The 13,208-nt window shown below is 34.9% G+C and carries 14 protein-coding genes; 2 read left to right on the forward strand and 12 right to left on the reverse strand.

The annotated features are described in order from the left end of the window. Window positions 1-28: 28 nt before the first annotated feature. Window positions 29-601 carry a YhcN/YlaJ family sporulation lipoprotein gene (locus tag BVF91_RS03845; protein ID WP_085112176.1) on the reverse strand — a complete coding sequence of 191 codons (573 nt, stop codon included), beginning with the start codon at window positions 599-601 and terminating at the stop codon, window positions 29-31. Between the two features lie 165 nt (window positions 602-766). Here BVF91_RS03845 and ychF point away from each other — a divergent pair, with 165 nt between their 5' ends. Then, a complete protein-coding gene (gene ychF, locus BVF91_RS03850; RefSeq protein WP_085112177.1) occupies window positions 767-1,858 on the forward strand; it encodes a redox-regulated ATPase YchF in 1,092 nt (363 codons plus the stop codon). A gap of 30 nt (window positions 1,859-1,888) precedes the next feature. Here ychF and thiI read toward each other — a convergent pair whose 3' ends face one another. From thiI to BVF91_RS03900, 10 genes are all read right to left on the reverse strand, one after another. Continuing rightward, complete coding sequence (thiI, locus tag BVF91_RS03855) at window positions 1,889-3,034, reverse strand: tRNA uracil 4-sulfurtransferase ThiI (RefSeq protein ID WP_085112178.1); 1,146 nt, start codon at window positions 3,032-3,034, stop codon at window positions 1,889-1,891. 2 nt (window positions 3,035-3,036) lie between these two features. Further along, window positions 3,037-4,191 carry a cysteine desulfurase family protein gene (locus tag BVF91_RS03860; protein WP_085112179.1) on the reverse strand — a complete coding sequence of 385 codons (1,155 nt, stop codon included), beginning with the start codon at window positions 4,189-4,191 and terminating at the stop codon, window positions 3,037-3,039. 113 nt (window positions 4,192-4,304) lie between these two features. Then, the gene (locus BVF91_RS03865; protein ID WP_085112180.1) at window positions 4,305-5,819 is read right to left on the reverse strand and encodes a 4Fe-4S dicluster domain-containing protein; all 1,515 of its coding nucleotides are present in this window, start codon (window positions 5,817-5,819) and stop codon (window positions 4,305-4,307) included. A 15-nt stretch (window positions 5,820-5,834) separates the two neighbouring features. After that, the gene (locus BVF91_RS03870; RefSeq protein WP_085112181.1) at window positions 5,835-6,995 is read right to left on the reverse strand and encodes a SpoIIE family protein phosphatase; all 1,161 of its coding nucleotides are present in this window, start codon (window positions 6,993-6,995) and stop codon (window positions 5,835-5,837) included. Continuing rightward, window positions 6,992-8,710 carry a [Fe-Fe] hydrogenase large subunit C-terminal domain-containing protein gene (locus BVF91_RS03875; RefSeq protein WP_085112182.1) on the reverse strand — a complete coding sequence of 573 codons (1,719 nt, stop codon included), beginning with the start codon at window positions 8,708-8,710 and terminating at the stop codon, window positions 6,992-6,994. The genes BVF91_RS03870 and BVF91_RS03875 overlap by 4 nt, the downstream gene beginning before the upstream one ends. Continuing rightward, window positions 8,707-8,952 carry a (2Fe-2S) ferredoxin domain-containing protein gene (locus BVF91_RS03880; protein WP_085112183.1) on the reverse strand — a complete coding sequence of 82 codons (246 nt, stop codon included), beginning with the start codon at window positions 8,950-8,952 and terminating at the stop codon, window positions 8,707-8,709. The genes BVF91_RS03875 and BVF91_RS03880 overlap by 4 nt, the downstream gene beginning before the upstream one ends. A 94-nt stretch (window positions 8,953-9,046) precedes the next feature. Further along, window positions 9,047-9,247, reverse strand: a complete 201-nt coding sequence (locus BVF91_RS03885; protein ID WP_085112184.1) for a DUF3006 family protein — start codon at window positions 9,245-9,247, stop codon at window positions 9,047-9,049. Between the two features lie 97 nt (window positions 9,248-9,344). Then, a complete protein-coding gene (locus BVF91_RS03890) occupies window positions 9,345-9,611 on the reverse strand; it encodes a metal-sensitive transcriptional regulator (RefSeq protein WP_013787818.1) in 267 nt (88 codons plus the stop codon). Window positions 9,612-9,623: 12 nt separating this feature from the next. Then, window positions 9,624-10,736: a glycosyltransferase gene (locus BVF91_RS03895; RefSeq protein ID WP_085112185.1), complete on the reverse strand. Its 1,113-nt coding sequence runs from the start codon at window positions 10,734-10,736 to the stop codon at window positions 9,624-9,626. 58 nt (window positions 10,737-10,794) lie between these two features. Next, window positions 10,795-11,463, reverse strand: coding sequence for a hypothetical protein (locus tag BVF91_RS03900; RefSeq protein WP_085112186.1), 669 nt, complete (start codon window positions 11,461-11,463; stop codon window positions 10,795-10,797). A 127-nt stretch (window positions 11,464-11,590) separates the two neighbouring features. Here BVF91_RS03900 and BVF91_RS03905 point away from each other — a divergent pair, with 127 nt between their 5' ends. After that, entirely contained in the window at window positions 11,591-12,961 is a 1,371-nt protein-coding gene (locus BVF91_RS03905; protein ID WP_085112187.1) for a hypothetical protein, read from the forward strand. Here the strand turns inward: BVF91_RS03905 and BVF91_RS03910 are convergent. Next, a complete protein-coding gene (locus BVF91_RS03910) occupies window positions 12,945-13,202 on the reverse strand; it encodes a putative Se/S carrier protein (RefSeq protein WP_085112188.1) in 258 nt (85 codons plus the stop codon). The genes BVF91_RS03905 and BVF91_RS03910 overlap by 17 nt on opposite strands. Between the last annotated feature and the right edge of the window lie 6 nt (window positions 13,203-13,208).

The following is a 13,208-nucleotide window of genomic DNA, read 5'->3' on the forward strand; positions in this document are numbered from 1 at the left end:
CATAAACCCGGGTTTCCCCAGGTTTATATTATGCACTTGGCGTTATCCTTTTTAATATCTCTGTTATCTGTTTAGTAAACTCAGATAATGGTCTTCCAGATGCTATTCCTTTTGCTATATTGTTTATCCTTGTATATAAATCAGGATCGGATGTTACAGACACATTCTTTATCCCTTTATCAGTATCTCTCACTGTCTTCTCTACTTTTTTCTTAACCTGTGTCTCATGGGTACCTTGGACACTGGCTTTCATGTCAATACCTACAATAGCAGTATTTCCGGATATAACTACAGTAGCCTTGTTTACTTCAGGAAGTTTTGCCACATTGCTGGCTATTTTTGCTGCTCTCACGCTTTGCGGAACCGGCTTTTTCGCTGGAGTCGGTGTAGTAGGTGCAGGTGTTGTTGGAGTTGGTGTCGTCGGCACTCTTGACGGTGCAGGAGTAGTCATCCCTGGTGACGGAGCTGGTGTCGTCCTAGGCGTCGTAGGAGTATATCTTGTTAGCGATGGCTTTTTAGATGCTTTGCAGCCCGTCAAAGATATAGACAATGCCATTATCAATGCTAAAAGTATTAAAAAAATTTTTTTGCTATTTTTCAATTCAAACACCTCCAATCAATATTTTGCTCAGATGAAGTCAATTTATTACAATATTCAATGTAAATTATATCCAATGACTCAATTTGAAGTTTTAGTGTTTTTCATATATAATCTATTTGATGTATTTAGAAAAATTTTTTGATTTTAAAAAGCGGAGGAATACAGATGGAAATAGGAATAGTCGGTCTACCTAATGTTGGAAAAAGCACGATTTTTAATGCAATAACACAAGCAGGCGCCGAATGTGCAAATTATCCTTTTTGTACGATAGAGCCTAATGTAGGAATCGTATCTGTGCCCGATAAAAGGCTTAATGAATTAGCAAAAATCGTAAATCCTCAAAAAATAATACCTGCCACGATAAAATTTGTCGATATAGCAGGATTAGTAAAGGGTGCCAGCAAAGGCGAAGGATTAGGCAATAAATTTTTATCACACATAAGAGAAGTCGATGCAATATTAAATGTGGTAAGGTGCTTTGATGACAGCAACATAACTCACGTTGAAGGCAGTATTGATCCAATAAGAGACATCGAAATAATAACGTTAGAGCTTATACTGGCTGATTTGGAAGTTGTTGAAAAGCGAATTGCAAAGACTTCCAAATATGCTAAAAACGATAAAAGTGCTGCATTTGAATTGAATGTATTGGAAAAAATCAAAAAGACATTAGATGATGGTAAGCCTATCCGCACGATGGACTTTGATGATGAGGAATTATCTTTTGTAAATCAACTTATGCTTCTTACATCTAAGCCTGTGATGTATGCAGCCAATATATCAGAAGACGATCTTATATCTAAAAATGAAAATGAGTATGTTAAGAAGCTTAAAGATTTTGCAAAAAATGAGAAATCCGATGTTATTGTGATATCAGCAAAAATAGAAGAAGAACTTTCGTCACTTCCAGATGAAGAAAAATATGAATTGCTTTCCGAATACGGCTTAGAAGAACCTGGATTAAATAACATAATCCGTCACGGGTACTCCCTTTTAGGACTTATTACATTTTTTACAGCAGGGCCAAAGGAAGTAAGAGCCTGGACTATTAAAAGAGGTACAAAGGCACCACAGGCTGCCGGGAAAATACACTCAGATTTTGAGAAAGGTTTTATACGTGCTGAAGTGATATCGTATAAAGATTACGTTGAATCAGGCGGAGAAACTCCAGCAAAAGAAAAAGGATTGATGAGGTTAGAAGGAAAAGATTACGTCGTGGAAGATGGCGATATAATAGTATTTAGATTTAACGTATAAAATCCCATAGACTTATGCCTATGGGATTTTTTAGCTTTTTATCTTTATCTCATCTATTTGGAGACTGCTAATAAATTGTTCATAGTCTAATTCTTTTTCGCCTTGGACAACTTCGTCTAAATCAGGTTTTATAATAGGATGTTTTGGAACGAATATGGTACAGCAATCTTCATAAGGCCTTATAGATATATCGTACGTCCCGATTTTCTTAGAAATCTCTACAATTTCACTCTTATCCATTCCTATAAGCGGTCTAAACACTGGCATGTGTGTCACTGCATTTGTGCAGTACAAGCTCTCTATGGTTTGGCTGGCAACTTGTCCTAAGCTTTCACCTGTTATAAGTGCTTTTGCACCGTACTTAAGAGCAATATTTTCTGCGACTCTCATCATCATTCTTCTCATTATAATAGTAGTCAATTTTGGAGGACACTTGTCGTATATGGCCAGTTGAAAATCTGTAAAATTCACCACATGCAAATATACATCTTGTCCATACTCTGAAAGCTTTTTGCACAAATCAATTACTTTGTCCTTTGCACGCTCCTGCGTATATGGTGGACTATGAAAATACACCGCTTCTATCTCTACTCCTCTTTTCATCATCATCCATGCTGCAACAGGGCTATCAATTCCACCTGATAATAAAACAACAGCTTTCCCATTTGTGCCCAGGGGCATTCCCCCAATTCCCTCTACGGTATCAGAGTATAAATACGCCTTCTCCCTTATTTCCACATTTAAGACCACATCAGGATTGTGCACATCAACATGAACGTCATCGATATTTTTAAGTATTTCACTCCCAATCATTCTGCTTAATTCAATGCTTTCATAAGGAAATGATTTATTAGGTCTCCTGGTCTCCACTTTAAAGCTTTTATTTGAATGATGCCTCATAATCTCAATTGCCGAGTCGTATATCGCATTAAGGTCCAATTCTACTTTTTTAGCTATTGTTATTCCAACTATTCCAAATACCTTCCTAAGTTTGTCAATAGCTTCTTTTGCATCGTTGCTTGTTTCTACGTATATTCTCCCATGTGTCTTTTCAACTTTTACTCCGTCAAAGCTTTTTAAAGCTTCTTTAATGTTTCTAACAAGTTTATTTTCGAAAAAAGCTCTATTGTCGCCTTTTAAAGCTAACTCACCATACTTTATAAGAATAACCTCCATTTTTACCTCCTTTTGTATCTCCTTAAAAATTTCACTTTCTCCTTTAATACATCAACTGTATAATCTATTTCTTCATCTGTATTAAACACACTTAAGGAAAACCTAATAGCACCTTCTATATATTCGCGACTTAGCCCAATAGCCTTTAATACATGGCTTTCAGTGTTTTTATGGGATGAACAAGCAGAACCGGTTGACACATATATGCCCTTCTCTTCCAAAGCATGAAGCAATACTTCACCTCTTACACCTAAAAAGGATATATTTAATATTTGCGGAGCACCATCATCGATGTCAGGACCATTTAAGTGAATATCAGAGATCTCATTTTTTATACCATCGTACAATCTTTTCTTTAATGCTTTAAGTTTAGCCTCGTATTCAAGAAAATTATCATTTATCAATCGACATGCTTCTCCAAGTCCTACGATGCCTGGCATATTTTCAGTTCCTGACCTTAAATTGGCTTCCTGTCCTCCACCGTACAAAATAGGTTTAATTTTAGTCCCTTTTTTTACGTATAGAGCGCCTATGCCCTTTGGCCCATGCATTTTATGGCCGCTTAAAGACAAAAGGTCTATGTTTATATTCTTTAAATCAATATTAATTTTTCCAACTGCTTGTACACCATCAACATGAAAATAAAATTTATCTTTCCTTTGTTTTAATTTAGCAATCTCATCCAATGGTTCTATAGTACCTATCTCATTATTGACAGCCATTATAGACATCAAAATCGTCCTGTCATTTATTGCATTTTTTAACTCATCTAAGTCTACATATCCTTGTTTATCTACATTGAGATAAGTGACATCAAAGCCTTCTTCTTCAAGCTGCTTCATGACATTCAATACAGATGGATGCTCAATCTTTGTGGTTATCAGATGATTGCCATATCTCTTCATGCCATGTACAATGCCGCGTATAGCCAAATTATTTGATTCAGTTCCACCTGATGTAAAAAATACTTCATGTGATTCACACCTCAATAATTTCGCTATATCTTCTCTTGACTTAGACAATATCTTTTCTGCAATATATCCTTTACGATGTACTGACGATGGATTGCCATATTCGACTTCCATTACTTCAACCATTTTTTCAACTACTTCTCTACGAACTTTCGTCGTGGCGCTATTGTCAAGATATACCTCCATACATATCAGTCCTCACATTTTTATGTAATTCAAATATATTATATGTTAATGATGATATATATTTCAACAAAAATTTAGGGCCCAATAGATTGGACCCATCATTTTTAAAACTCCTAAGCTTCTTTAAACGATGTTTCACTTGACTCATCTTCACTGTGGTCAACATGAAAATCGACGTCATCAGTGTCAAATTGGCTGATTCTGTCTTTTATGTTTTTATGGTAAGATGAATCACCAAACTTATTGACAGCCAATTTCGCTTGGTTTACGTTGTTATTTATTACGCCTGCACCGCCAATGCAACCTCCAACACAAGCCATACCTTCTATAAAATTATTTGGCAATTTACCGGCTTTCATTATTTTCAACGTCTTGTTGCACTCATCAAGTCCATTGCACACTACAGGATTTATCTCAACATCGGCATCTATTTCCTTAACTGCTTCAATTACAGCCTCTAAGACGCCTCCCGATCTTGCAAACTTTCTTCCAAAAAGCGTAGCATCATCCACTTCCACATCTGGTTGTTCTTTCATGTCTATTTTTGCTGCATCCAGCACAGCAACCATCTCTTCAAATGTCATGGCAAAATCCGTTATGCCCTTTACATCATCTCTCATGACTTCCGATTTTTTTGCAGTACATGGACCTATGAATACTGTCACTGCCATAGGATCGTGTTTTTTGATGTATTTTGATATAGCTGTCATTGGAGATACAGTTGTCGATATGTTTTGCGACAGCTCAGGATAGCTTTTCTTTATGTGTGCCACAAAGGCAGGACAACATGAACTTGTCATGACTTTTATGTCTTTTATTTTATGGCTGAATTCTTTTGCCTCTTCCATAGCTACAAAATCTGCCCCAAGAGCAACTTCAATCACATCGACAAAACCAAATTCTTTCAAAGCAGATTTTATCTGTCCCACAGTTACATCTTTAAATTGAGATGCTATGGCTGGCGCTATCAAAGCATAAACTTTTTTCCCACTCTTAATAGCCCTTATAATGTCCACAATATAAGACTTGTCTGTTATGGCTCCAAATGGACATGCCACTGTACAAGCACCACACGAAGTGCATTTTTCATAATTTATGGCAGCTTTCAATTCTTCATCCATAGTTATGGCTTTTGCTGAACAAGATCTAATGCATGGCCTCAAATTGTCAGAAATTGCATTGTATGGACACGCATCTTTGCACCTGCCACATTCTATACACTTGTCATAGTCGATGTTTGCCTTTTTGTTTATTATCGTTATGGCACCTTTTGGACATACTTCTGTACACCTGTGAGTAATACATCCTCTACAAGCTTCAGTGACACGATACCTTTTAATCGGGCATTCTTCACAGGCAATATCTAAAACCTGAATTATTGGCTCTTCACCGTCCACTGCATGTTTCATAGTACGCTTTAAATTTTTCCCCATTGCAACTTTGGTTCTCTGCTCAATTATAGCTCTTTCTTTATACACGCAACACCTAAATCTTGGTTTTGTTCCCGGTATTATCTCGTAAGGTATTTCATCATATTCATCTTCGAGCCTATCTTCAAGCGTCAATTTCGCAACGTTGTAAAGTACCTCGTACTTTAACATTTGAACATCTGTGTTAAACTTAAACAAGGCAATCTATCCTTTCTAAAAATAATTTACTTCCACATTTTTATTTAATCCCTTTAATAAACTTATAAGCTCTTCCACAATCCTGACCTTTATTCTAAGGTCAGATGGAAAATCAGGATTTTGATGGGCACTGTTTACAGCCTGACCCACTAAGAAATTTACGTCAGTAGCGTAATTTAATATCTTAAACAGCCGAGTGGCAGCATCTTTTCTTGAAAATCTCAATAAGTTTGAATCGCTATTCTCAATATATTCTTTAAAAATTTCAACAGTCTTTCTTAAAGTCAATACGCCTTCTGTCACCAAATCAATTCCATCAATGTGGGCATAAGGAGGTATATCAGGATCAACATACTCTGTAGATGTGATCACATCTTTATTTAAAATCCTGCTTACAATTTTTGCAGCAGTACCGCCACATACCACCTTTAATCCTTCACTTTTCATGAGTTTTTTCACAACCCATTCATCCATATTTTTCAAAACCGGTGGCCCTACCATTACCGTAACTTTTTTCGATTCGTTAACTTTTATCACTATTGCAGTTGTATCATCGCCAGGTTTATTCTTGTACAAATTATTACAGGTTGTTATAAGCTGTGAGCAAATATCTGATGCATCGCTGTAGGCCTCTAATACTTTTGATAAATATTGCTTAACATTATCCCACTGCCAACCGAGATTTAATACTCCTCCTACACCAGCATGAATTACTCCATCAGATACAACTATCAGTGCATCATTCAAATCCAATTTGAAGCTGCTTTCAAAGATTTTCTTATCACCTATTTCAACACACTTTCTGTCAATCTTCTTATGCACACCATTTTTAAAATAAAACACAGATGGATTGTCATATTCAACCAGATGAGCATTATTGCCACATATAGAAACAACAGTAAATGTAGAATATGCTATATTTCTCTCTTTACATATTGGCAATGTTTCAGCCACCGTCTCTACCACATCTTTTAGTTCAGAACCCATGTCCAACATTTTTGATACAATTCGCGCTGTCAGAGTAGATAAAATGTTGGCCTTAACACCACTTCCAAGGCCATCTGCCATAACTGCCATTACATAATCTTTTTTTCTTATTATTTGAACACTATCTCCGCACAACTCTTCATCGTACTTATTCAATGATGCATGTGCAATATCGATGTAATGACTCATTCATCATCACCTTGATTTAACAGCATATCTTTCATTCTGGTCAGTATGACTTTTGTCTCCGCTGTTGTTTCCCCCAACAAGCTGGCTATCTCTTGTGCAACCTTCATCTGCCTATCTATCACTTGCTGTGCCAACTGGTAGTTTTCCCTTTTAAGTTTCGAGAAACTTTCCTTTTGTTTCTCCATCTTTGTTATATCTGTAAAAATCCCAATGGCAATTTTATACTCCTCTAAATAGTAGATGCTTTCCAATGCTATGATTCCGTAATTTTTAAACGATACTTTCTTATTAAAAATGCTTTTCTTATTTTCAATAACCTCTACAAAATCAGATGTGTCAAAAATCAACGATAGATCTTCACCTTTAACCATTGACGAATTCACCAAGAACATCTTCTCAAAAGCTCTGTTCATATCTTGAATTTCATACTCGTTATTGACCGCAATTATGGCATTGGGAGTAGAGCTTATTATGATATTGGACAGCGTTTCAGCCCTCCCCCTCATGTATGGCAAGCACATATACGGTTCTGCCATTCCATTAAAGACTGCTATGGCTTTTTCCCTACAAGTATCATAGCCACATGCACCGCAATTCAATTCATCTTCAGGTGAAAACTTGCCAATCTTCGATAGTATCTCTTTTATCTCGCCCTCACTTGGCATTTTCCATTTATCGCTTAAATCAATAAACTTTCGGCTTAAATCTAAAGAAAAATCGCTAAAGTCGCTGAAATCATCGCTAAATCTCTCCTTCATGCGAGAATAGCTTATAACTTCTTCCTTCCTTTTTGTAATGCCACTTTCTAACTTTCCAAATGCAGGACCATTGATGCAACCGCCATCGCAAGCATTGGCTTCTATCCAATACCCATGTAAATTGCCAGATCTTAAATCATTTAAAAGATCTTTCACATTCTCTATCGATGACACAGAGACAACCTTTCTTAAATTCAAATCAACATCCATACAATCAATTGTTTTTCCTTCAATTGGATACAATTTATACTGCTCTTCAGCATCAACATCTTCCAAATAATCTTCCATATATTCAAAATCTACTTCCTCTGTACCAAACAAATTCATTACTTCTTCAAATGTCAATACAGCATCTATAGCTCCTTCACAGCTAAAATCACTCATCTCAGCTTTTTTAGCGAGGCACGGACCTATAAATACAACTTTCACGCTTTCACCGTATATACTTTTTATGGCCCTTCCAGCAGCTACCATCGGCGATACAACTGGTACAAGGCACTTTATAAGATCTGGATAGTACTTTTCAACCAAATAATTTACAGATGGACATGAAGTAGTAATCAAGTTGTCATATTTCAAATCGTTATAATACTTTTCATACTCCTTAGATATAAGCATAGCACCTACTGATGTCTCAACTATCATTTCGGCTCCTAAACTTTTTAAAGCTTTCAAGAATTTTAAAGCACTATTATGCCCAACAAGTGCAGGATACGATGGAGCTACAGTGAAAACAACTTTTTCCCCTCTATTTAAAAATGATTGAACTTTTTCTACATCTGACCTAACTGTTTTCGCATTCTGAGGGCAAACATTTAAACATCTTCCACATGCAATGCATCTGTATTCTATGATTTCAGCTTGTTCATTATTAACTTTTATCGCTTTGACAGGGCAGTACCTAATACATTTATAGCAGTTTCTGCAATTGGCTTCTTTAAAATTAATGACACTCATTTTAGTTCACCTAAAACATGTTCTTTAAAAAATTCCTCAACGCTGTTTGGTTTAATTGATAAGCACGTACCACCATCAATTTTTACAGAAACCGCCCTTAAACAATTGCCCATGCAAAAATCAGCTTTTAACTCTACTTTGTCTTCAAGGCTGTAATCTTTAATCATTTTTTTTAATTTATTAATAACATCGTAGGAGCCTTTTAAATGGCATGAGCTGCCTACACAAACAGTAATAACCATATAAATCACCCGTATACTGTATACAATTATTTTATTATATGATAAAGACTAAGTAAACAATAGTTAATTTATTAACAATTAGTGTTAAAAAAAATTAATCTTCTTCCCTAGATTCTTCAATCATCTTTTTTAGTTTTCTTCCTCTTTCATTGACATCCAATGAAATATCTATAGCATCTTCTTCAGCAATATTACTGGGAAGATACTTTGTAGGAATATTTATCTTCCTGTCGTCATCAAGAACAACTATAGCTACGTCATCTTCTATCTTTTCTACAATACCATGTATTCTCACGTAAAACACCTTCTTTTTATTAATTATACACCCTTCTATTTCCATTATCAACATAGAGAAGGGTCTTTTCTGACCCCATTTTACTGCCAAATATTGCTCATTTTAAAAATTTAACTAATAAATCAACAACACTTTGAAGTTCCTCATAAGTTATCTTTCCATCTTCATTTGCAAGAAAGCACTGTTCAGCATGTTCATTTATGATTGACAATCCAACTTTTTCTAAAGAAGCTCTCACCGCTGCTATTTGCAGCAAAATATTAGAACACCCTTTGTCTTCTTCCACCATTTTTTCGATTCCAGCTATATGCCCCTTTATGGTTTTTAATCTTAAAAGTACATCATCTTTTATACTTTTGGTCATAGCCATCACCTTTCAATTGTATTTTATCCTTTTATCTAATTTTTCAAAAATTATGCCCATTTCCTTCTTAAAAAGTTCTTTCCAGTCAAACGTTTTAGCAAATTCCCTTCCGTTTTGTCCGTATATACTCATTTTATCACAATTTTCTATCAAATCTATAGCTTTTTCAACAAAATCAGATACATTGTACTTTATAGTTATACCACACTCATTTTCTTTAATCAATTTTCCTAAATCGCCAATGTCTGTTGCTATCACGGGAAGGCCAGATGCCATGTATTCTACAGCTTTAAGTGGAAAAGAATATTTTATAAGTTCTGTTGGAAAAAGCGTACAAAGTCCAATATCAGCTTTATTAAAATACAGCGGCAAATCGCTATACTTTACTTTCCCCAAAAAATGTACAACATCATCTACTTTGCTATCTCTCGACAATTTCCTAAGAGCATGTTCATATTTCCCCTTCCCAAGTATCATCATCGAAACGTCATACTCTCGCCTTAAGATAGAAAGTGCTTTTATAGGCATCTCAACGCCTGACCAATGCTCTAATGAACCGCTAAATATAATGACTATTCCTTGATGTTTTTCCTTTTTGCCATTAAACAGTTCATAATTGACACCATTTGGTATGTAGTATGGTGTAATGCCTGTCATGTTTTTTCTCAATTCTATCAAATGTTGATTTACAGAAAATGTAACATCAGAATTTTCAATGCAATATTTCTCCATGTTTTTTGTCCTCTCATAAATGTCCTCATATTCAAAAAATGCAGGAAAATAGTCGATATCTTCGTAAGCCAAAAAGCTTATTCTTCCTGATTTCAGAAGTTCTACGGCAGTCAAACCTGCCCATGGACCTTGTGCAATACATATATCGTATTTCGAAGAATCAAGTTCAACGTATTTTTTATACAAAATCATCGGGCTAAAAAGACTCGCAAACTTAACAGGTATTCCTATATAAGTAATCGTGCCTTCTTGCTTTTTCAATACTCCAAGATCGTCATACCTACAAAATACTACCGTCAAGTCATATTTGTCTTTTAAGTAATCTATCAAATGATGACTTCTCTGCGGAAGTGAATTTAAAATATCGATAAATGTCATAAATAAAATTTTCATAAAAAATCCTCCTATCATTGTTATGAGAAAAGCCAGCTTATGCTGGCTTTTCATATTTTTAATATGGTGAATATGGGGCTTTCTGCGGAGGAAATATAGGTGGGAATGGTCTCTGCATGAATTCATCACATACATTTGTCGGAAACTCCTCGCACTCAGGTGGTACTGGGCAGAATCCATACGAAGGTATCAATAATTGTACATCCATAGCAGATTTTATGATGATCCATACACCTATGATTACCTCTAATGTTGTTGGTGTTCCAACATTGACTCTTCCAAACAAACACTCCGCAACAGCTTCAAACTTCATGATGGCAATAGTTGGTTCTGGCACATACAATACTATATCCTTATTAAACGTAGTTGTTAGTCCTGTCAATGTTTGAATATCGCCAGATGTATTTGTAATCACTACATCATATGTTACTTGGAATGTAGCCTGCACTCTTGCAAATCCAGGTCTTTCAGGAATAGGTGTAAGTGTAAATCCTGGAGGTGATACAAGCGAAACAGTTACATTCTCACAGCGTCCAAATGTTGGGTTTGTGATAGTAGGCACAAATGGAACTGGTGGTATGCTGTCTAAACACAATCTCTGTGAGCATGAATCGTATATCTTTGTAACTTCTATGCAAGTTATCTCTGTTGGTTCAGGAAGCTGACCTGGCTCTACTGGACCTGGTCCTACTTCTTGTTCTCCAATCAGCTTTTTAGCAAATGCCATTTTATTTCCCCCTTACGACTAAATTTTTGTTTAATTTGATTTTGCATATTTCTAGTTACAATATACGTAATAACCATAATATTTGTTACAAATAAAGAATATAATTTTAAATGAAAGGAGGCATTTTATGGACAAGGTACTATTAAATTTTAAAGGTAAGGTGTACAAATTTTCATCAAACCGAAATTCTATTTTATTAAATATAGCTGGCGAAAATTCGAACGAAATAAACCTTATAGACAATGCAATAAGCGATTTTGATGTTGGGCTAAGCTCGAATGAAATTTTAATAGCATATTTTAGCAGAGAGCAAAATATTGTTTTAGCACATTTAAATGATGATAACAAAGTAATCAAAAAGATTTTGTACCATTATAATGACAAATCATTTTTTGCAGATAACTTCAGATTAATAATGTCTGGTGAGACATTACATCTATTTTTTACAGAGCATAATCTATCATCACCCAAGAAATTGATTCTGAAGCATTTTGTACTCAATAAGACTTTCAAAGTTAATGACGTAGCTGTCATTTACAACAATCAAATTAAACCTTTCTACAGCGTAGCATCTGATAAATCCGGAGTTCTACATTTAGTCTATATAACAGCCGAAAACACTCAGAAGATTTTTTATACAACGTATTTAAGCGGTGCATGGACCTTAAAGACTACAATTTCTGAAGCTATATCGCTGGAATATCCAAATATAGCCATCGATGACAAACGAAATATCCATATATGCTGGGTTGAGGAAAACATAATAAAAGAGCTAAAATACAGAAAAAAAATCGACGGTGGATGGCCAAAAGGATCGTGGGATAAAAAAATCACTTTGTCATTTTCAGACGCGATTTTGTGGCCTTGCTTTAATATAATAGACACTACTATATGGTGTACATGGATTCAACAAAATGCTTTTTACAGTGCTGTATCATCAGATGGAGGCAATAGTTTCTGCAAGCCTTTTAAATTGGCTGAAAAACCTTCGTCGTATGAATTTGCAAAAAAAGCAGAAGAATCAGCAGAAAAATTCACGTTTTTAGATGATAACGGATTAGAGCTTCCTTTTAATAGAGTTAAAGATAGCATATCATATGATAAAGATAATTATTTTACATTTTATATAAAAGAAGTCCAAGAATACTTAAGCACACTATCTAAAAAAATAGAAAACCTCCAAAATGAGAAAGTACATTTAGAGAGAAACCTAAATCAAAAAAGCTATGAAATCGCACTTAAAAACAGAAATATCGAAGAACTTAAGGAAAATTTGAAAAAATATTATGAAGAAAGAATGAAGTTTACTTCAAAAATTGACAATCTTAATTCTGTCTACAACAATGTCCTTTTGGAAAATGAGAAATTAAAAAAGCAGATAAAAGATCTGCAAAATAAAATAATCATATTAAACTCAAAGCTTAATGAAAAAGTAGAAAATGGGACAATAGACAAGATAAAATCAATTATTTTTGGAAAGCCTAACGAACACCTATGACAGTATATCCGCTATATGTCTTTTCTACCTCATATATCCCTTTATAAGGGATATTTATTCTTTGTACTATTAATTTTACAATATTTACGTATTCCAGGCCAAATTTTAATGAATGGCTGCAGCTATTCATTATAGAGCGTGGCGTTGGTATAAATTCTACAGGTATATTGTTCTGCCTTAATACCTTGTCACACAGCACTGCATGTTGATAAGAATAAAAGACTAATATCCCATATCTCATCTTTGC

Source organism: Thermoanaerobacterium sp. PSU-2 (genome assembly GCF_002102475.1).
In the GTDB taxonomy this organism is placed as follows: Bacteria; Bacillota; Thermoanaerobacteria; order Thermoanaerobacterales; family Thermoanaerobacteraceae; genus Thermoanaerobacterium.